We start from the raw sequence: 21186 nt of genomic DNA on the forward strand, positions 1-21186 counted from the left end.
CCTGTGACCCCATCATTATGAGTGATGTGCTCTAACCAACTGAGCTACGTAGCCATTTTCCGATTTTTCACAGTATTTCTTAGTGAGCCACTGTGTTGGGAACGGGGCGCATTATGCTCATACCAACCAAAACCGTCAATAGTTTTTTTAAATATATCGTCAAATTCCGTTTGTTCGGCGCATATTTGGACGATGTGTGCGAATGACAAACTGAAATTATGATTGTCAGCTTAAAACTTCAATAAATGTGAACATTATCAAGTTATTTATATTGCTAACAAATGAGAAAATTTCTTTTGAGATAAAAATAAACCAGCTAAAAAGCTGGCTTATCGTATTTGTGAGGCTAGCGACTTGGCTAAAAATTACACGTTAAAACGGAAGTGAACAACATCACCGTCTTTAACAACGTATTCTTTACCTTCTAAACGCCATTTACCTGCTTCTTTAGCTCCTGACTCACCACCGCAATTGATGTAATCGTCATAGCCAATAACTTCTGCACGGATGAAGCCTTTTTCGAAGTCAGTGTGGATAACACCTGCTGCTTTTGGCGCTGTTGCACCTACAGGGATAGTCCATGCACGCACTTCTTTAACACCAGCAGTAAAGTAAGTCTGAAGAGACAGTAGTTCATAACCTGAACGGATCACGCGGTTAAGACCAGGTTCTTCGATACCCATATCAGCAAGGAATTCTTCACGATCTTCGTCATCCAGTTCAGCGATCTCTGATTCCATTGCCGCACATACTGGAACAACAACAGCATTTTCTTCTGCTGCGCGTGCAATCACTTTGTCAAGGAATGGGTTATTTTCAAAACCGTCATCATTCACGTTAGCAATGTACATCGTTGGTTTAAGCGTTAAGAAGTGTAGGTAGTCAATTGCAGCTAACTCTTCTTTGCTTAATTCCATTGAACGAGCCATGCCGCCTTCTGTTAGTACAGGAAGCATCTTTTCTAGTACTTTGATTTCAAACTTAGCATCGTTATCGCCGCCTTTAGCACGCTTAGCTAGACGGAAAATAGCACGTTCACACGTATCTAGGTCAGCCATCGCAAGCTCAAGGTTGATAATATCGATATCTTCTAGAGGATCGATACGACCAGCAACGTGGACAATGTTGTCGTTTTCAAAACAACGTACAACGTGACCAATAGCATCTGTTTCACGGATGTTAGCTAGGAACTTGTTACCAAGGCCTTCACCTTTTGATGCACCAGCAACGAGACCCGCGATATCAACAAATTCCATTGTCGTTGGTAGAATGCGTTCTGGATTAACGAAAACTGCCAATGCATCCATACGTGGATCAGGAACAGGAACTACACCTGTGTTTGGTTCAATAGTACAGAACGGGAAGTTTGCTGCTTCAATGCCTGCTTTTGTTAAGGCGTTGAATAGAGTTGACTTACCAACGTTTGGTAGACCTACGATACCGCATTTAAAACCCATGGTTTAAAACCCTTTTGGTGATTATTCTGTGTAACAACTCAACTATAGTACGAATGACTGCAACTATAGCGGCAAAATAGTACGCGAAAGTGTGTGGCTATTCTGCTTTGAATGTATGTAGGCGATTTTGCGCCTTTGTTAAGCCGTCTTTAAGCAAGATATCAATACAGCGAACAGATTCATCTACTGCGGCATCAATTAATTCTTGCTCTTTAGCTGGTGCTTTTCCAAGCACGTAGCCAGCGACTTTGTTTTTATCGCCTGGATGACCGATAGCGATCCTCAGACGATAGAAATCTTTATTATTGCCCATTTTGCTAATGATATCGCGAAGACCATTATGTCCGCCATGACCACCACCTTTTTTAAATTTAGCAACACCAGGTGGTAAATCTAATTCATCGTGAGCAACTAAAATTTCTTCGGGTTTGATTTGGAAGAAGTTAGCTAACGCAGCAACCGACTTTCCTGACAGGTTCATAAAAGTCGATGGGATCAATAAGCGAAGATCTTGTCCATTGGCTGTAATCCTTCCTGTTAAACCAAAATATTTGGGATCAGGGCGAAGGGTTACATTGTGGACGCGTGCTAGTTCTTCAACGACCCATGCTCCTGCATTATGGCGGGTGTTAGCGTACTCTTGACCCGGATTAGCGAGGCCAACAAGCAAACGAATATTATTACTCACGTTTATCTCTCTTGTCATTTACCAGTAACTTAGCGGGTTGCACCTGAAATTATAGTGACAATGAGTTACTGGGAGTCGGGCTCAAAACGCGCCATATATTATATTAAATTAACTAAAATTGATATGGCTCTTCATCGTCACTGTTTTTGCCTGCTAGACAAAAGAAAACGCCTCGCAGTAGCGAGGCGTTAAATATCTTATTTGGTTAAATGAAGGCAATCTAACCGAGTGAGCAAATTAGTGTTCAAACATTGCTGAAATTGACTCTTCGTTGCTAATGCGACGAATAGCTTCAGCTAGCATACCTGACAGTGTTAATACTGATACTTTACCCGTTGCTTCAATTTCTTTTGTTAGCGTAATTGAGTCTGTAACGATAATTTCATCGATAACAGATTCACGGATATTCTCTAGTGCACTACCTGAAAATACTGGGTGAGTTGCGTAAGCAAATACACGCTTAGCACCGCGTTCTTTTAGCGCTTCAGCTGCTTTACACAATGTGCCACCGGTATCAATCATATCATCAACGATAATACAGTCACGGCCTTCAACATCACCGATTAGATGCATAACCTGAGAAACGTTTGCACGAGGGCGACGCTTATCAATGATAGCAATATCGGTGTCATCAAGTAGTTTAGCGATTGCACGAGCACGTACAACACCACCGATATCAGGAGAAACAACCACTGGATCTTGTAGATCTTTTGCTAGCATATCTTCAAGTAACACAGGGCTACCAAATACGTTATCAACAGGTACGTCGAAGAAACCTTGGATTTGTTCTGCGTGCAGGTCAACCGTTAAGACACGATCAACACCTACGTTAGAAAGGAAATCAGCAACAACTTTAGCAGTAATCGGCACACGAGCAGAGCGAACGCGGCGATCTTGGCGAGCATAACCAAAGTATGGAATTACAGCAGTAATACGGCCCGCTGAAGCGCGGCGTAGTGCATCGATCATAACAACCAGTTCCATTAGGTTGTCGTTCGTTGGTGCACAAGTTGATTGGATAATGAATACGTCGCTACCACGTACGTTTTCATTAATTTGTACACATACTTCACCATCGGAGAAACGGTTAACCGTAGCATCTCCCAAGGAAATATAAAGACGATCAGCGATGCGTTGGGCTAGTTCTGGTGTTGCGTTACCAGCAAACAGCTTCATATCAGGCACGGTGTAAACCTCAGGTTGCGTCCAAGTTGTAATTACTGACAATCCGTAGAATGTGCGGCTAAGGCTGTCATAAGAGGAGACGTGTTGACACCTTTTGCGACAAATCCGTGGAGCCAGTCAGGTAAAATGTTCAGGATTGCGTTGGCTTCTTGTTGAGTGTTAAATTCCGAAAACACACAAGCGCCAGTGCCAGTCAATCTTGACGGCGCGTATTCTAACAGCCACGAAAGCGCCTGATCAACCTCGGGATTAAGACTTCTTACAATTTTTTCGCAATCGTTTTCGTAAACTCCACGTAACAGTGCATCTAGGCTACGTTTTTTAGTATTACGCGGAAGTTCAGGATGGGTGAAAATATCGACAGTTGCAATACTAATATCAGGCTTTGCGACTAAGAACCATTTTTCTTGAGGTTCGGCGGGTTGCAGTTTTTCGCCAATACCCTCAGCAAATGCGCTGTTACCACGGACAAAAACAGGGACATCGGCACCTAATTTAAGACCAATATTCGCTAATTCATCAACCGAGAGTTGAGTTTGCCAAAGATAATTGAGGGCGACTAATGCGGTTGCTGCATTAGAAGAGCCGCCACCAAGACCGCCTCCCATGGGAAGGATTTTATCAATATGAATATCGGCACCTAATTCACAATTTGCTGCTTGACGAAGTGCATTTGCAGCGCGATAAATAAGGTTATCTTCGGTTTTAACGCCTTTAATTGCAGGCGTCAAATTCACTTGGTTATCACGACGTGGCGTGATGGTTAATGTATCGCCATAATCGATAAATTGAAACAGCGTCTGTAAATCATGGTAACCATTTGGACGTTGGCCGGTAATGTATAAAAATAAGTTCAGTTTTGCTGGCGCTGGCCATTGGCTTGCGACACCAAAAGGAATGTATTGACTCATGCAATGCTCGTTTATTTTAAGTTATCGTAAATGCTTCGCTGTTTAATTCGCTAACCAGTTAGAGATTTTAATTTTAATTTTGAGTTGACCTTGGTTTAGTACCATTTGTGTGGGTAATGCAGGGCTTTGATCATTATACGTGTTGTAGTGCATTTCCCATACTTGACCATTAATCTCTTTGGCAAGATAAGCAACTTGATCGTTATTGTTTAGCTGATAAGTATCAGCAGCGGTTGGTAAACCAATCAGCCAATCGCGCATTTGTGATAAGGGTAATTCGATCCCTGTTAATTGTTTAACTAATTGCGCCGCATCAGTGCCATGATAGGTTTTACCATCAGGATCGATTAGCGTGACATGATCTGATTTTACATTGAGATTCAGGACGGTTTTGTACATTTTTGTTAAGATTAACTGGTACTCATCATCATGGTTTTTCCAGTTAAAGGTGAGAGATATGCGTTGCTCAGGGCTTAAATAGCCAAACACACCTTTTGCTTGATAATCCGTTAGACGCTTTAATTGTGCTTGGTGCGTGTCCCAATCTACTTTTGCGGTGTTTTTGGGCGTTTGTGCACAGCCAGATAATAAGGCAAATGTAATAGCAATAAAGGCTAAATTACGTAATCTCATGATGAAAGCTCGTAATAAGAATGAGCAAAAACAATAACGATTATTTTAATTAAAGCCAAATTTTAAGCAAAAATAAGGGGTAATTTAGGCAAATAAGGTAATAAAAATGCAGTCATTATTGATTGATTACGTCAGCTACCTTTTATTAAGTCAGGGCATCAAGTAAAATCCCCTCCTTAGATTTTTTCACCGGCGAAGTGGGTACACCGTCTCCATGACCTTGCTTGCATTAGGAATCAACCATAAAACAGCTTCTGTTGATTTACGCGAAAAAGTGGCTTTTTCTCCTGAAAAGCTTTCTTTAGCGTTGCAGCAGCTGAAAAACCACCCTGAGGTATTAAGTGGGGTTATAGTATCTACCTGTAACCGTACTGAAGTTTACTGTGAGATCTCACAGTCAGGGCCGGGTGTGATCATTGACTGGTTGACCAAATTTCATCAGATCACAGCCGAAGAACTGATGCCAAGCCTGTACTTTCATGAAGAGCAAGCGGCTGCACGTCATTTAATGCGTGTTGCCTGTGGCCTTGATTCGTTAGTATTGGGCGAGCCGCAAATCCTAGGACAGGTGAAGCAGTCTTATTCGGAATCAAAAGACAATGAAGCAGTAGGTGGCACCTTAGAAAAGCTGTTTCAAAAAACCTTTACAGTAGCGAAACGCGTACGTACTGAAACTGATATTGGCGGTAATGCCGTCTCAGTAGCTTATGCGGCGTGTTCTTTAGCGCGACAAATTTTTGAGTCTTTATCTGGTGTCACTATTTTATTGGTTGGCGCAGGCGAAACGATTGAACTTGTTTCTCGCCATGTCGTTGAACAAGGTTGTAATAGTTTGATTGTTGCTAACCGTACGCGTGAAAGAGCGGAAGGCATTGCACGTGAGTTTGGTGCAGAGGTGATCAGTCTTGAAGATATTCCCGACCATCTCCATCGCGCAGATATTGTTATTAGTTCAACTGCAAGCCCATTACCTATTGTTGGTAAAGGGATGGTTGAAATGGCATTAAAGCAACGTCGTCATCAGCCTATGCTGTTGGTGGATATTGCAGTGCCTAGAGATATAGAACAACAAGTGGGTGAGTTGAACGATGCTTACTTATATTCTGTTGATGATCTTCACTCTATTGTAGAGAAGAACCGTGAGCAGCGTAAAGTAGCAGCGATTCAAGCTGAGGCGATTGTAAGCGAAGAAAGTGCTGTATTTATGCAGTGGTTACGCTCACTTGAAGCGGTTGATAGTATTCGTGATTATCGTCAATTAGCCGAACAAATAAAACAGGAGTTACTACAACGTAGTCTCCAAGCCATTGCTAACGGTACCGAGCCTGAAAAGGCGTTAGCAGAGCTCAGTAATAAACTTACCAATAAGCTTATCCATGCACCAACCAAGGCTATGCAGCAGGTCGCAAAAAATGGCGAATCTGAAAAATTAGCTGTGATTCGTGAAGCACTCGGTCTGGATTCCTATAACGATTAGTAGTTGATCGCCTTTGGCTTTCGCTCAGCACTATTAGAAGATTATGAAGCAATCAATTTTAGTTAAATTAGAAACTCTTGTTGAACGTTACGAAGAAGTTCAACATCTCCTTGGTGATCCAAGTGTTCTTGCGGATCAAAACCGTTTTCGTACGCTATCAAAAGAATACTCTCAGCTAGAAGAAGTAACTAAGTGTTTTCAAGCTTACCAACAAGCAAAAGAAGATTTAGTCGCTGCAGAAGAAATGGCGCAGGAAGACGATGCAGAAATGCGCGAAATGGCACAAGAAGAGATCAAAGAAGCCAAAGCTGAAATTGAACGCTTAGCTGATGAACTTCAGGTGTTATTGATTCCTAAAGATCCTAACGATGATCGTAACTGTTTTGTAGAAATCCGTGCAGGTGCGGGTGGTGATGAAGCGGGTATCTTTGCTGGTGATCTTTTCCGTATGTACAGCAAATATGCAGAACGTCGTGGCTGGCGTATTGAGATCATCAATGAAAACCGTTCAGAACAAGGTGGTTATAAAGAGATGATCGCTAAAGTTAACGGTGATGGTGCTTACGGTATTTTGAAATTTGAGTCAGGCGGTCACCGCGTTCAGCGTGTTCCTGCGACAGAATCTCAAGGTCGTGTACATACATCAGCTTGTACTGTTGCGGTATTACCTGAAATTCCTGAAGCAGAAATTCCAGAAATTAATGCCGGCGATCTACGTATTGATACCTTCCGTTCATCAGGTGCGGGTGGTCAGCACGTTAACACCACCGATTCTGCAATCCGTATTACTCACTTACCAACAGGTATTGTTGTTGAGTGTCAGGATGAGCGTTCACAGCATAAGAACAAAGCGAAAGCGATGTCGGTACTTGCTGCTCGTATTATCAAAGCTGAAGAAGAAAAACGTCATGCTGAAGAAGCGAGCACACGTCGTAATCTACTAGGTTCAGGCGATCGCTCTGACCGTATTCGTACTTACAACTACCCACAAGGTCGTGTTTCTGATCACCGTATTACACTGACACTTTACCGCTTAAATGAAGTAATGGAAGGTGATTTAGATGCATTGATCCAACCTGTATTTACTGAATACCAAGCAGATCAGCTAGCTGCGATGTCTGAGCAAAACTAATGCCTCAAAGCATTGAATATTTGCTAAAGCAAACCACTGAACAACTAGCAAGTGCGGGCTCTGAGAGTCCGCAACTTGATAGTGCTGTGTTGTTATGTCATGTGCTTGATAAACCACGTAGTTATTTATTAACGTGGCCTGAAAAGCAACTAGACAATGATCAATATAATGCTTTTATGGGAGTGCTTGAACGCCGCCTAAATGGTGAACCTATTGCGTATATTGTTGGTGAGCGTGAGTTTTGGTCATTGCCATTAAAAGTCTCACCTTCAACCTTGATCCCACGTCCTGATACTGAGCGTTTGGTTGAACTTGCGTTAGATAAAATCACAAGTGCTACTACCAAAGTACTGGATTTAGGCACAGGAACCGGTGCTATTGCACTGGCAATTGCTTCAGAGTGCCCAAGTTTGCAGGTTACAGGCATTGATTTACGTCAAGAAGCGGCTGAACTTGCACATGAAAATAGCCAACGTTTATCAATATTAAATACCCGTTTTTTAGCGGGAAGCTGGTATTCACCATTACAAGACAATGATGTGTTTGATGTAATAGTAAGTAATCCGCCCTATATTGATCAAGCTGACCCACATTTAGTTCAAGGTGATGTCCGTTTTGAACCAAAGAGTGCATTAGTTGCTGATGATAATGGCTTAGCTGATATCCGAATTATTAGTGCACAAGGACGTAAACACTTAATGGTAGGTGGTTGGTTGTTAATGGAGCATGGCTTTGAACAAGGCTTGGCAGTTAGAACTATTTTAGAGCAGCTAGGCTACCAACAAGTATCTACCAGTCAAGATTATGCTGGGCTCGATCGTGTCACGATGGGTTGCTGGCAAGGAGAATTATAATTATGTATATGGCTATGAAACATCTTCATTTAGTTGCAATCGCACTCAGTGTTTTACTGTTTGTGACTCGCTATATCATGATGATGGCAAACTCATCACTGTTAAATAAAAAGTTTTTCAAAATCACACCTCATATTGTCGATACAGCGCTTTTAGCAAGTGGTGTAGCATTGATATTTATAACAGGGTTTATGCCTTTTACGGCAGGTAATGGTTGGTTAACTGAAAAGCTAACTTGTGTACTCGCATATATTGCTCTTGGTTATGTCACACTGCATATGGGTAAGAATAAAGTCTTTAAGACATTTGCCTTTTTAGGCGCATTAGGCTGGGTATTTTTAGCTGCGCAATTGGCGGTAACGAAAACGCCAATTTTAGGTTAAGTTAGGTTAGATCATGATGCTGTTTAATGAAGACGAATTAAATTCACAGCCATTAGTTAATGGTGCCATTGAGATGATGAAGGACATTGTTCCTGAATTTCCAACCCAATGGGTGGAGCTAAAGCTATCTCAATTAGCACAGGAAGCTGAGCAAACATTAATGGAAGAAGTTAATCCTCGTTTACGTTTAGAGGGGCTTTTACGCCTTTTTTATCGTGAATGGGGCTTTCAAGGCGATCACCAACAATACTTTTCGTCAGATAATGCATTCTTAGATAAAGTACTAGAGCGTCGAAAGGGGATCCCTGTAAGTCTTGGTGCTTTGTTTCTTTATTTATCTCAGCACCTTGATCTACCAATTGAAAGCGTAGGCTTTCCGACTCAGTTTTTATTAAAGGCGACATGGTCAGAAGGTGATGTTCAATATATTAATCCGTTTGATGGTGAGTTTGTTAGCACACATGTTTTACGTAGTTGGTTGATTGGCCATCGTGGCCCTTTTACTGAGCTCAAACCTGAGTACCTTAAAACGCAGCAAAATCATGAAATTTTAACGCGTTGGTTAACGGTAATGAAAAGTGCACTTCTTCGTGAAGAACATTTTACTGATGCCTTACGTTGTAGTGATCTTGCGTTGTTGTTTAGCCCTGGTGATCCCCATGAGATCCGTGATCGAGGCTATATTTATCAACAGCTTGATTGTAATCACGCAGCAGCGATGGATTATTCATACTTTATTGAGCAATGTCCTGAAGATCCAGCCGCTGATTTACTCAAAACTCAAGTAGAGACACTCTTTGATGAGCCTCTGATTCTACACTAGAAGAGAACAACGAATATGATGGAACAAAAAACTGTTCGCATTGGCGATATTGATGTTGCAAATGATAAGCCATTTGTTTTATTTGGTGGCATGAACGTGCTTGAGTCTCGCGACTTAGCGATGAAAATGTGTGAGCATTACGTGAAGGTTACTGAGAAGTTAGGTATTCCTTACGTATTTAAAGCTTCTTTTGATAAGGCTAATCGTTCATCTGTTCATTCATACCGAGGTCCTGGTATGGAAGAAGGTTTAAAGATCTTCCAAGAGCTTAAAGATACGTTTGGCGTAAAAATCATTACGGATATTCATGAGAAAGAGCAAGCACAACCTGTTGCTGATGTGGTTGATGTGATTCAACTTCCTGCGTTTCTTGCTCGTCAAACTGATCTTGTTGAAGCAATGGCGAAAACAGGTGCCGTGATTAATGTAAAAAAACCACAGTTCATGAGCCCTGGTCAAGTGGGTAATATTGTTGAGAAATTTGCGGAATGTGATAATCACAATGTGATCTTATGTGAGCGTGGTGTACTACACGGTTATGATAACTTAGTGGTTGATATGCTTGGTTTTGATGTAATGAAAAAAGCATCAAAGGGGAGTCCAATAATCTTTGATGTGACTCACGCCTTACAATGTCGTGATCCACTAGGTGCCGCATCAGGTGGTCGTCGTGAGCAAACTGTTGATCTTGCTCGTTCTGGTATTGCAACAGGTATTGCAGGCCTATTTATGGAAGCACACCCTACACCAGATCTCGCGCGTTGTGATGGCCCATCAGCATTTCCACTCGATAAGCTAGAACCGTTTTTAGCGCAAATTAAACAGCTTGATGATTTGATTAAGAGCTTTGCTCCGATTGAAGTGAACTAAGTATTTTTCATTGTTCTATTAGAGCTCAGTGAGTATCAACCACTGGGCTTTTTTATTGCCTATTAAAGGGGAAAAGGATATTTTGTATGATAAGTGTTCGATATATGAAAGTTTGATAAATATATAAATACGATATTTTGTTCTTTATTTTTCACTATTATTTGAATTTATATGTTGTTGTTTGTTTGTTTTGTAGTGCTCATGCTTTATGGGTATGGGTTATTTAGTGTGATGTTTGTCATGTTGATTTTGAAACTTATAGTTTGTCGTTTCATACTTGCGACAGATTTTATTAGGTTAGAGAGTCACTTGTGTCATTAACAACAATCCAAGAGCATCCCAAAAAAGAGATAGCAGCACATTCATCTAAATGGACACCGCATGACACCCGTTGGATGTTAAGTTTGTTTGGTACATCTGTAGGGGCGGGTATTCTATTTTTACCTATCAATATAGGCTCGGGTGGATTCTGGTCACTTGTTATAATGGCATTATTAGCAGGTCCAATGACATTTTGGGCACACCGTGGGTTAGCGCGCTTTGTTTTATCCTCTTCCTCCTCTGATGCTGACTTTACCGATGTTGTAGAAGAACACTTTGGCTCTCGTTATGGACGCCTAATTTCAGTTCTGTATTTTCTTTCTATTTTTCCTATTTTACTTATTTATGGTGTAGGTTTAACTAACACTGTTGATAGTTTTATTGTTCACCAATTAGGCTGGCAAGCACCGTCTCGAGTATTACTATCGGGTGGATTAGTCTTTTTGATGATTACTGTAATGCTTGCGGGTGAAAAAGCGATGCTTAAAGCATTTGAAGTGATTGTCTACCCACTGGCATTTATTCTTGCGGGGATTTCCATTTATTTGATCCCAAGCTGGCATGTACCTAATTTTAATTTCTCTCAAAGTATCACCGACTTTAGCGCATCATTATGGTTAGCTATTCCCGTTGTGGTTTTTGCTTTTAGCTACACGCCAGTGGTATCTGGCTTTGTGAATGCACAACGTCGTCAATATTCAGAGGGGGCCAAACAGAAATCAGAAGCGATTTTAAAGCGGACCTCAGTCATGCTCATTGCCTTTGTGTTGTTCTTTGTTTTCTCATGTGTATTGAGTTTATCGCCTGAGCAATTGCAGCAAGCAAAAGCGGATAATGTGTCAGTTCTATCTTATTTAGCGAATGTTAAAGACAGCCATTTTGTTATGTTGCTAGGCCCTTTAATTGCTTTTATTGCGATTACATCATCGTTTTTAGGACACTTTATGGGCGCGCGCGAAAGCTTCAATGGCATTGTAGCGAAACAAACATCATTGCCATTAAAGACCATCGACAAGATCGGTGTGGTGATCATGTTCTTCTCTATTTGGTTTGCTGCCGTTATGAACCCAAGTATTTTAGGGATGATGGAAGCGTTGTCTGGCCCTGTGATTGCGATGATACTTTTTATTATGCCAATGCTTGCGGTATATCGAATTGAAAGCCTGAAAATGTATCGAGGTAAAATCAGTACTTGGTTTATTTTATTGATGGGATGTTTAGCTGTCGCGGCAATTATTTTTAGCTTAGTGTAAGCTAGTTTTAAACTGGCTGCTAAAAGAAAGGCTTGCGTTATACGCAAGCCTTTTTGTTTATTTAGAGATATTACAATTTAAAGCGGTTGATTTCTTGCTGTAGTTCATAAGAGAGCTCTGACAATTCAGCTGCTTGCTTTGCGGCTTCATTAGCTTCAACAGCCAACTCGTTTGATACATCACGGATCCCCTCTGTATTGCGCGTGATCTCGGATGTGACAGAGGATTGTTCTTCCGCGGCAGAGGCGATTTGGGTTGCCATATCATTGATGTTATTAACAGCACTGGTAATTTGCGCCAAGCTAGCAGAAGCTGAGCTTGCATCATCAACACTGGTTTCAGATAGATGACGGCTATCTTCCATGATCCCAACGGCTTGCCCTGTGGTTTGTTGTAGCGTTTCAATCATCTGTTGAATTTCTTGGGTAGAAGCATGGGTACGTTGGCTTAATACTCGTACTTCATCTGCAACAACTGCAAACCCACGACCTTGTTCACCTGCGCGTGCAGCTTCAATGGCGGCATTTAATGCCAGTAAATTTGTTTGCTCTGCAATACCTTGGATAGTCGAAAGAATCGTATTGATGCTCTGGGCATGGCTATTAAGATCGCTGATCACTGTCGTCGCCGTTTCAACTTCTTGCGCCAAACTCGAAATGGATTGTTGGCTTTGGTTGACCTGAGTTGCACCATGATTCGATGCCATCACCGTTTCTTCAGCCGTGCGTGCCGTATTTTCAGCATTAGATGCAATTTCTTTGGTTGCCGCTGCCATTTCGTTAATAGCTGTTGCGACCATATTGATTTCATCTTGTTGATGTTGAATACGGGTACTGCGCTCTTCTGCTTGGGTCGCTGTTAAATGTGATTGCTGACTGAGTGATTGAGATACATGGCTTAAACGCGCCACCATTTGATGCATGTTACCAACGAACTGGTTGAAGTTATTGGCAAGTTGACCGACTTCATCATTGCTCTTTGGCTCAATACGCTGAGTTAGATCACCTTTACCGCTGGCTATTTCTGCTAGTGCGTTTGATACGCGATCTAAATCGCGGAACAAGAAGTTAACTAACCATGCCACAGTGGTAATAACTAATAGGGCAATAACCGCAGCAGTAAGAAGCAGTTTATACAGTAATGCTTTATGACTGGCTTCTTCGGTTTTTTTATCCATATTGATGGCCAATATCCAATCAGTATGAGGAATATTGGCAAAATAGAGTAGTTTAGGCTGATCGTTAATGGTGAGATTAGCGAGTGCATTATTATGAATCTGCTGCTCAATATAATTAATAGACAGTGCATTGCTGTAACGTGAAATAGGTTGTAGCAATAGCTGTTGATCTGGATGAGCAATAAATGTTGCGTCTTTTTTATTGATCAACATTGCAAATGCATTTTGACCGACATTCAAATTGACGATATCGTCGATTAATTGAGTGATCAAAATATCAGCACCAATAACACCGATAAAAGTGGAATTACTGTAAATAGGTTTAGCGATAGTCACCATTTTAGCTTTAGTTAAGGTGTCCATATATGCTGACGATATGATGGTTTCATTCGCTTTTTGTGCTTGTTGGTACCAAGGACGAGGTCGAGGATCGACGGCAGATAAATCACGCTCAGCAAAAGAGCTGGTGGCGATACCGGCGGTGCTGCCGAAGTAAATATCTTCAAATTGACCAGCTAAACGGGCTTGTTTTAAAGAGGGGACCATAGCAACCTCAGAATTACCGATAGCTACTGAGTCGATAATATTAGTACGAATGCTCACCCAGTCGTCAATACTGCCACTAACCGCAGCTGTTAGGCTACTTGCACGAGTATAAAGTTCATTCTTAGCCTGAGTATCTATTTGATTAGCAGCGAGCCAAGTGAGTGCAGTCGCCATCACTAAAACTGCCGACAAACTGGCGACAATAAGTTTTTGTTTTAATGTTAACTGCATTATATATCCCTAAAATCCAGTAAAATGTTAGCGGATTTTAGCGGTTGTTTATCATTGATGCATCTTAAATAACATAATTGTTATTAGTGTTATTTAATTGAGTGATGATCATTCCATTTTTAGTCTTTTTACTACAAGATAAGCGCTTTTCTTGTCATAAAATACAAAAACAAAACTAATTTGACTGATTATGTAATTTAGTTACATATCTTTTGGATGTTTAGACGTCTAGATGTTGACACTATGACCGCATCCCTTTAGTCTTAGAACGAATTTATAAATAGAATTTCAGTAGTCGCCATGCCAAACACGGATAAAAAAAATCAAACCATTTCACCTTCTGCATTAGCACTATTACCGCTGGGTATTTTTTTAGCGTTGTTCATTGGTGTTGGCACCTATCTTACTATGCAAGGGGTTGATTTCGCTTTTTATCAATTACCAGCCCCTGTCGCGGCTTTGCCTGCTGTTGTTGTTGCAATTTTATTAAGCAAAGAAAAATTGAATAAAGCGATAGAGCAATTTATTCGTGGTGTAGGTCATAGCGATATTATCGCTATGTGTATGATTTACTTATTGGCAGGTGCTTTTGCTTCTGTTGCTAAGGCATCTGGTGGGGTCGATGCAACGGTAAACCTTGGCTTATCATTAATTCCAGCCAGTATGATCTTACCGGGTATTTTTATTATTTCTGCTTTTATTGCCACAGCGATGGGAACATCAATGGGGACGATTGCCGCTGTAGCGCCTGTAGCATTAGGTATTGCACATGCGTCAGGTATGGATGTCGCATTAACCGCAGGTGTTGTACTCAGTGGCGCAATGTTTGGGGACAACCTTTCTATTATTTCTGATACCACGATTGCAGCAACGCGCTCACAAGGCTGTCAGATGAAAGATAAATTCCGTGAAAACATTAAAATTGCTTTACCTGCTGCGATTGCTGCGATTTTATTATTTGCGTTTAATAGCTCGGTTACACAGTTACCTGAAACAACGCCTATTGAATGGTTAAAAGTCATTCCTTATATCACTATTTTGGTACTCGCAGTGTCTGGCGTTAATGTGTTTGTCGTACTATCGATTGGTATTTTATTGGCGGGTGGTGTAGGGCTATCATCTGTTGCTGATTATAGTTTAACAAGCTTTGGCAAAGATATTTATGGTGGCTTTGGCAATATGCAGGAAATTTTCCTGCTATCGATGTTAATTGGCGGTATTAGTGAATTAATGCGCCAACAAGGTGGTTTAGCTTTTTTAACTCAAACCATCAGCCGTGTAATTAATGTTTTTAGCAAAAAACATCAGGCGTCTGAAAACTTACGTGCGAGTGAGTTTGGTATTGCTGGTTTGGTCAGTTTAACTAACTTATGTACGGCAAATAATACTGTTGCCATTATTGTTTCTGGTGGTGTTGCTCGTGAATTGGCTGATGAAAATGGTGTTACACCGCGTCGTTCAGCCAGTTTATTAGATATTTTTTCGTGCGTGGTTCAAGGCATTTTGCCATACGGAGCACAAGCGTTACTTCTTGGTTCTGTGTTTGAATTATCACCATTAGATATAGTTGCACACTCTTATTACTGTTTCTTTTTAGCCTTTGCCGCAATCGTTGCTATTATGTTAAAGCATCCGAGTCGAAAACTGTCGAATGCATAATGTGACGTTACTCGCTGTAAAACAGTATTGATGATAAGTATTTGATAAAAGCCCAGTATTTACTGGGCTTTTTTGTGCGTTGATGTGACATAAACAAGGGTTTTGAGAGACTAAAAGTGATCCTGTTAACAAAAAATTAAAATGGAAAAGTCATCCGTGTTTATTTCGTTACACTGGCGATATTGGTCACATTGTTTTACTTTTAACGACATGTTTTTGTGGTGAAAATGTGACTGATTAATTTGTACCGGTTTGACGAAATATTATTTTCGTTTGAAATCGCCATTAAAAATACAGTTAAGGTGGATACCATGAAGCAACGCCTATTTGCTAAAACAGCATTAAGCGCCGCTCTCGTTGCCGTTCTTTCAGGTTGTGCTACGACAGCGGAAAAAGCCTCTCCAGCATGGGATGCTGATACGACTTATCGAATTACTATTCTTCATACCAATGATAACCATGGTCGCTTTTGGCAAAACCAAAACGGTGAATATGGTATGGCAGCACGTAAAACGTTGCTAGATAAAATTCGTGCAGAAGTAAAGGCTGAGGGTGGTACGAGCTTATTACTCTCAGGTGGTGATGTGAATACCGGCGTTCCGGAATCGGATCTTCAAGATGCAGAGCCAGATTTTAAAGGAATGAACTTACTGGGTTATGACGCAATGGCGTTAGGTAATCATGAATTTGATAATCCATTAGATGTATTACGTAAGCAGGAAGAGTGGGCTAATTTCCCAATGCTTTCAGCTAACATTTACGATAAGAAAACAGGCGAACGTTTATTCCAGCCATATCAAATTTTTGAGCAACAAGGTATTAAAATTGCGGTTATTGGATTAACAACAGAAGACACTGCTAAAATCGGTAACCCTGAGTTTATCGGTGGTGTTGAGTTCCGTGATCCTAAAGCTGAAGCCAAAAAAGTGATTGCTGAGCTTAAAAAATCTGAAAACCCAGACGTTATTATTGCTGCAACGCATATGGGTCACTATGAAAATGGTCAACGTGGGATTAATGCACCAGGTGATGTGGCATTAGCACGTTACTTAAATGAAGGTGATCTGGACATGATTGTGGGGGGACACTCACAAGAGCCTGTCTGTATGGAAAGCCCGAATGTTGCAAATACTAATTTCCAACCCGGTGATAAATGTGTTCCTGATCAGCAAAAAGGAACATGGATTGTACAAGCCCATGAGTGGGGTAAGTATGTAGGCCGTGCTGATTTTGAATTTCAAAATGGTGAGCTTTCACTGGTTAGTTACGATTTAATACCAGTTAACTTGAAGAAGAAGATTAAGTTAGAAGATGGCACGAAGAAGCGCGTGTTTATCCAAGATGAAATTGCGCAAAATGAAGAAGTTTATAACTTTCTAAAGCCCTACCAAGAGCAAGGCCAAGATCAGCTAAATATTAAGATCGCAGAATCTAACGGTAAGTTAGAAGGGGATCGTAATGTAGTTCGCTTTGAGCAAACAAACTTAGGTCGTCTTATTGCCGCATCACACATGCAACGTGCTAAAGCGGACTTTGCTGTAATGAACTCAGGTGGTGTTCGTGATTCAATTGAAGGCGGCGACATTACTTATAAAGATGTATTAACCGTTCAACCGTTTGGCAATATCGTGACGTACACAGATATGTCAGGTAAAGAAGTTTTAGATTATCTGAATGTTGTTGCCACCAAGCCGACGGATTCTGGTGCTTATGCACAGTTCTACGGTATTTCAATGACTGTTGAAAATGGCAAAGTAAGTGATGTGAAGTTTGCTGGTAAACCGTTAGATTTGAAAAAGACTTATCGTTTCACCGTGCCAAGCTATAACGCAGCAGGCGGTGACGGCTATCCGAAGATCAATGATCACGAAGGCCATGTAAATACGGGATTTGTTGATGCGGAAGTATTAAAGCAATACTTGGAAACGAATTCACCAATTGATGTAAACAAATTCGCGCCGAAAGGTGAAATTGTTTATAAATAAGCAATATTAATTGTTCGAAAGCGCATCTGATATTTTATTCGATGCGCTTTTTTGTATTTAAAATCCTTCTTTTGATGGATATAGCCGAAAACTGTCAACTCACGATATAATCATTACAGGTAAACAGATGTTCTTAATTTCTTTGGTTGCTTTTGAGCGATAGGGGGAATTAACCACAGCTGTTTGAGTGATAAATAGAGTGAAAAATAATGACTCCAGCAATTAAATTAGCAAAGAAACAAAAAATTTCGTATCAAGTTCATCAATATGAACATGATCCAGCCAATAGTAATTTTGGTCATGAAGCGGCAGAAGTTTTAGGGTTAGATCCTAATCGCGTATTTAAAACCTTATTATTTGCATTAAATGGCGATCCTAAAAATTTAGCGGTTGCGGTGGTTCCAGTCTCTGGCATGTTAGATTTAAAAGCTGCGGCTAAAGCAGCGGGTGGTAAGAAAGCTGAAATGGCCGATCCAAAGCTTGCTGAAAAAGTAACGGGGTACATAGTGGGTGGTATTAGCCCGTTAGGACAAAAAAAGAGGTTGCCAACCTTTGTTGATACTAGCGCAGAAACGTTTGATACTATTTGTGTTAGTGCTGGTCGTCGCGGTTTAGAAATAGAGCTTGCGGCAAAAGATTTAGTTAGCTTAACTGGCGGTAAATTTGCCCCGATAGGCAAGGAAGACTAATAACAAGGATAGAGAGCGAAGAGTGTGTCAGTACCTAATTTAAACTTACTTCGAACATTACATGTCTTATTGGATGAGTGCCATGTAACACGTACGGCTGAGCGTTTGCATATTACGCAGTCTGCAGTAAGCCGGCAACTGACACAATTACGGGAAATTTTTTCTGATCCTTTGTTCGTGCGTGAGGGAAATCGCTTATTACCGACTCCTCGCGCGCTATCACTACAACATAAAATTACCTCACTGCTTACCGATTGCGATTTGGTGTTTGAACCAGAGCAATTCTCGCCGCATAACTGGCGCGGGAAAATAGTCTTGTCATCTTCTGATTATGTCGCGCAATATATCTTTCCTGACATCGTTGAGTTATTAACATTACACGCACCTTTGCTTGATGTGAGTTATCAATTATGGTCGCCAAGTTACACCGACCAATTAGCTGATCTCGATATTCAATTAGTATCGACGATGGCCCCAAAGATACCTGCCGGATTATCAGGTATACAGATTGGTTCTGATCGTGCGGTATGCGTAATGAGTGCAACTCACCCATTAGCAAATACAAAGCTAGATTTAACGGTACAAGACTTTGTTGCTTGCAATCATATTTCTGTTAACGGTGGTGGAGATAAAGACAGTTTCGTTGATGTGGAATTACGTACTTTAGGTTGTCGGCGACATATTCAAACAACAGTGCCATTTTTCGGCTCTGCTTTAAGTATTGTTTCTCGTACTGAAATGTTTCTTGTTATTCCAGAACACATAGCCGTTACGATGCAAGATTTCTATAATATTGTTTATAAGCCATTACCATTTCCAAGTGTGCTGAATCAGTATTGGTTGCTATGGCATCCTAAATATAACAACGAATTATCCCATCAATGGTTGCGAGAACATGTACTAACGTTAATGAAAGGCTCTTTGTATTCAATGGGGCAATAGAATCATTAATGAACAGTGATATGCTTTTACGATATGGAAAGTAATGATTTTTTATCATGGCCGTAATGATTTCTTTTGATTTCTTCTTATAACACTTACTTGGTATTTTTTCTGCCAATGTAAGGAGAACATCATGACCATTAGCGTTTGGCTATCATTATTATTAATTTGTATATTAGGGGCGATGTCACCAGGACCTAGCCTTGCTGTTGTTGCTAAACATAGCTTAACAGGCGGGCGTAAACATGGCTTAGTAACGGCTTGGTCGCATGCTTGTGGAGTAGGTTTATATGCATTATTAACATTATTAGGGCTTGCGGTTGTTTTAAAGCAATCACCAACCGTATTTAACATGATTAGTTATGCAGGAGCTGGCTACTTAGCCTATTTAGGCGTTAATGCGCTGCGTTCTAAAGGCGGCGTTGCAGAAAAACTTGCAGCAGGAAAGCCTTCTTCACTCCTTCATGCGGCAAGAGATGGTTTAATGATCTCATTATTAAACCCTAAGTTAGCGTTATATTTTTTGGCTCTATTTAGTCAATTTGTTGCATTAGGTACAGAAACAGGAAGTAAAATCGTTATTGTAGCGACACCACTATTAGTGGATGGATTATGGTACACCTTAGTGGCTTGTGTGTTGTCATACCCTCGAGTGTTACAAACCTTACGCACCCGTGCAGTATTGATTGATCGCTTATCAGGTGTTGTGCTTATTGGGCTCGCTTGTCGTGTACTCTGGCTAGTGTGATTTTAAAGCTTAAAAGAAAAGAGCGGTAAATCCGCTCTTTATTGTATTTGAGTTACTCGCTGCGGCGATTTAGATGACGTTCTCGTGTTTCAGCTTTTTTCTCAGGACTTTTCTTTAGCATGACATATAAAGCCCCAGTGCCACCGTGCTGTCGTTGTGCAGAGTGAAAGCAAAGCACATCAGATATTTGTTCTAACCATGTTGTGACATAGCTTTTCATTAATGCGGGGGGATTGGCACGCTCACCTTTACCATGAACAATCATAACTGTGCGAATATCTAAACGTTGTGATTGCTTGAGAAATGCCAATATTTCATCACGCGCTTGTTGTAATGACTTTTTATGAAGATCTAAACGACCGTGAATATCGTATTTACCCTGGCGCATTTTTCTAAAGACAGCTTCTTGTACACCATCTCGCTTAAATTCAATCATATCATCTGGTTTTACCATTTTGGCATTATCTAATGATAAGTACTCTGAATCACTTTCTGCGAGGCTTTGAGCTGCAATACGACGAGCTAGTTGAGATTCTGATACCTGATATTTTTGTGAAATGGTCACAGTATCTTGTTTGATTGGCGCAACATCGGCCATCATTTCTTTAAAAAGATCTAATTCATTATTATCTGGCATAGGACTTTCACTTTAAGTAACCGATGCTATTGATTATACAAGTGTAATAAAATCTTGCCTAGCTGATGGTGATAGATAAAGGAGATGAAAAATAGGGTTAAGAGATAAGCTCTAGATGTAATACGTTGGTTGAAAAAGTGGCTGGTGAGAAGGTGTTGCGGTTGTGTAGATAAAAATAGCATTCGGATAAAAGCGGAAAAGATAACTAGTACAGTAGCGAGTCCTACACTATTTCCAAATAAAAGGTTTAACCAAAAGTTCATAAATATCCATTGTGGTTAGATATGATGTCCGTTATTTGAACAATGTATATTGTCTGTTGTTATGATCTAGAATAAGAGTAAAAAGGCTGTTTCATTGTTGTACTTATTTGTGGGTTTGAGATCACTTAAGTTACCGAGAATGCTAAAAATTGATTGCTTGGTGAGCAAAAAAAATAGTTACAAAAAAAAATACCGTATAGGGCTTGCTAAAATCAATTTGGCGAGTATTATAAGCGACCTCGATAACGCAGAGCGTTGTTGAATTCGTCGGTGAATAGCGCAGTTTGGTAGCGCATCTGGTTTGGGACCAGAGGGTCGGGGG

General features: G+C 40.7%; 19 protein-coding genes and 1 pseudogene. 12 read left to right on the forward strand and 8 right to left on the reverse strand.

Features of this window, described 5'->3' with window-relative positions:
- Positions 1-365: 365 nt before the first annotated feature.
- The 5 genes from ychF to lolB form a co-directional block, all read right to left on the reverse strand.
- The gene (gene ychF, locus I3259_RS18075; RefSeq protein WP_238031111.1) at positions 366-1457 is read right to left on the reverse strand and encodes a redox-regulated ATPase YchF; all 1092 of its coding nucleotides are present in this window, start codon (positions 1455-1457) and stop codon (positions 366-368) included.
- 97 nt (positions 1458-1554) lie between these two features.
- On the reverse strand, positions 1555-2145 hold the full coding sequence (pth, locus tag I3259_RS18080; protein ID WP_045153818.1) for an aminoacyl-tRNA hydrolase: 591 nt from the start codon (positions 2143-2145) through the stop codon (positions 1555-1557).
- A gap of 237 nt (positions 2146-2382) precedes the next feature.
- Positions 2383-3330 (reverse strand): ribose-phosphate pyrophosphokinase, encoded by a 948-nt coding sequence (locus I3259_RS18085; protein ID WP_005370023.1) that lies wholly within the window; start codon positions 3328-3330, stop codon positions 2383-2385.
- Between the two features lie 32 nt (positions 3331-3362).
- A complete protein-coding gene (ispE, locus tag I3259_RS18090; RefSeq protein ID WP_238031112.1) occupies positions 3363-4241 on the reverse strand; it encodes a 4-(cytidine 5'-diphospho)-2-C-methyl-D-erythritol kinase in 879 nt (292 codons plus the stop codon).
- A 42-nt stretch (positions 4242-4283) separates the two neighbouring features.
- Positions 4284-4874, reverse strand: coding sequence for a lipoprotein insertase outer membrane protein LolB (gene lolB / locus I3259_RS18095; protein ID WP_238031113.1), 591 nt, complete (start codon positions 4872-4874; stop codon positions 4284-4286).
- Between the two features lie 214 nt (positions 4875-5088).
- Here lolB and hemA point away from each other — a divergent pair, with 214 nt between their 5' ends.
- The 7 genes from hemA (at position 5089) to I3259_RS18130 (ending at position 11987) form a co-directional block, all read left to right on the forward strand.
- Positions 5089-6351 (forward strand): glutamyl-tRNA reductase, encoded by a 1263-nt coding sequence (hemA, locus tag I3259_RS18100; RefSeq protein WP_238031114.1) that lies wholly within the window; start codon positions 5089-5091, stop codon positions 6349-6351.
- A gap of 43 nt (positions 6352-6394) precedes the next feature.
- On the forward strand, positions 6395-7483 hold the full coding sequence (gene prfA, locus I3259_RS18105) for a peptide chain release factor 1 (protein ID WP_238031115.1): 1089 nt from the start codon (positions 6395-6397) through the stop codon (positions 7481-7483).
- Positions 7483-8337, forward strand: coding sequence for a peptide chain release factor N(5)-glutamine methyltransferase (gene prmC / locus I3259_RS18110; RefSeq protein WP_238031116.1), 855 nt, complete (start codon positions 7483-7485; stop codon positions 8335-8337). The genes prfA and prmC overlap by 1 nt, the downstream gene beginning before the upstream one ends.
- Positions 8338-8339: 2 nt before the next feature.
- The gene (locus tag I3259_RS18115) at positions 8340-8720 is read left to right on the forward strand and encodes a SirB2 family protein (RefSeq protein ID WP_006646625.1); all 381 of its coding nucleotides are present in this window, start codon (positions 8340-8342) and stop codon (positions 8718-8720) included.
- Between the two features lie 13 nt (positions 8721-8733).
- A complete protein-coding gene (locus tag I3259_RS18120; protein WP_238031117.1) occupies positions 8734-9543 on the forward strand; it encodes a SirB1 family protein in 810 nt (269 codons plus the stop codon).
- Positions 9544-9558: 15 nt separating this feature from the next.
- A complete protein-coding gene (gene kdsA, locus I3259_RS18125) occupies positions 9559-10413 on the forward strand; it encodes a 3-deoxy-8-phosphooctulonate synthase (RefSeq protein ID WP_238031118.1) in 855 nt (284 codons plus the stop codon).
- A 326-nt stretch (positions 10414-10739) separates the two neighbouring features.
- The gene (locus I3259_RS18130) at positions 10740-11987 is read left to right on the forward strand and encodes an HAAAP family serine/threonine permease (RefSeq protein WP_238031125.1); all 1248 of its coding nucleotides are present in this window, start codon (positions 10740-10742) and stop codon (positions 11985-11987) included.
- Between the two features lie 70 nt (positions 11988-12057).
- Here the strand turns inward: I3259_RS18130 and I3259_RS18135 are convergent, their stop codons facing one another.
- The gene (locus I3259_RS18135; RefSeq protein ID WP_238031119.1) at positions 12058-13941 is read right to left on the reverse strand and encodes a methyl-accepting chemotaxis protein; all 1884 of its coding nucleotides are present in this window, start codon (positions 13939-13941) and stop codon (positions 12058-12060) included.
- A 300-nt stretch (positions 13942-14241) separates the two neighbouring features.
- Here I3259_RS18135 and I3259_RS18140 point away from each other — a divergent pair, with 300 nt between their 5' ends.
- The 5 genes from I3259_RS18140 to I3259_RS18160 all read left to right on the forward strand — a co-directional run bounded on the left by I3259_RS18140 (position 14242) and on the right by I3259_RS18160 (position 19964).
- Positions 14242-15600, forward strand: coding sequence for a Na+/H+ antiporter NhaC family protein (locus I3259_RS18140; protein ID WP_238031120.1), 1359 nt, complete (start codon positions 14242-14244; stop codon positions 15598-15600).
- A gap of 311 nt (positions 15601-15911) precedes the next feature.
- Positions 15912-17585, forward strand: coding sequence for a bifunctional UDP-sugar hydrolase/5'-nucleotidase UshA (ushA, locus tag I3259_RS18145; RefSeq protein ID WP_238031121.1), 1674 nt, complete (start codon positions 15912-15914; stop codon positions 17583-17585).
- A 209-nt stretch (positions 17586-17794) separates the two neighbouring features.
- On the forward strand, positions 17795-18274 hold the full coding sequence (gene ybaK / locus I3259_RS18150) for a Cys-tRNA(Pro) deacylase (RefSeq protein WP_238031122.1): 480 nt from the start codon (positions 17795-17797) through the stop codon (positions 18272-18274).
- Between the two features lie 24 nt (positions 18275-18298).
- Entirely contained in the window at positions 18299-19216 is a 918-nt protein-coding gene (locus tag I3259_RS18155) for a LysR family transcriptional regulator (protein WP_238031123.1), read from the forward strand.
- A 133-nt stretch (positions 19217-19349) separates the two neighbouring features.
- Entirely contained in the window at positions 19350-19964 is a 615-nt protein-coding gene (locus tag I3259_RS18160) for a LysE family translocator (protein ID WP_238031124.1), read from the forward strand.
- 52 nt (positions 19965-20016) lie between these two features.
- Here the strand turns inward: I3259_RS18160 and smrA are convergent, their stop codons facing one another.
- Positions 20017-20601, reverse strand: a complete 585-nt coding sequence (gene smrA, locus I3259_RS18165) for a DNA endonuclease SmrA (protein ID WP_105060798.1) — start codon at positions 20599-20601, stop codon at positions 20017-20019.
- A gap of 191 nt (positions 20602-20792) precedes the next feature.
- Positions 20793-20864: pseudogene (locus I3259_RS18170) on the reverse strand (DUF3149 domain-containing protein); the annotation flags it as partial.
- Between the last annotated feature and the right edge of the window lie 322 nt (positions 20865-21186).

Origin of the sequence: Photobacterium sp. Ph5 (genome assembly GCF_022129445.1) — a bacterium.
GTDB lineage: Bacteria > Pseudomonadota > Gammaproteobacteria > Enterobacterales > Vibrionaceae > Photobacterium.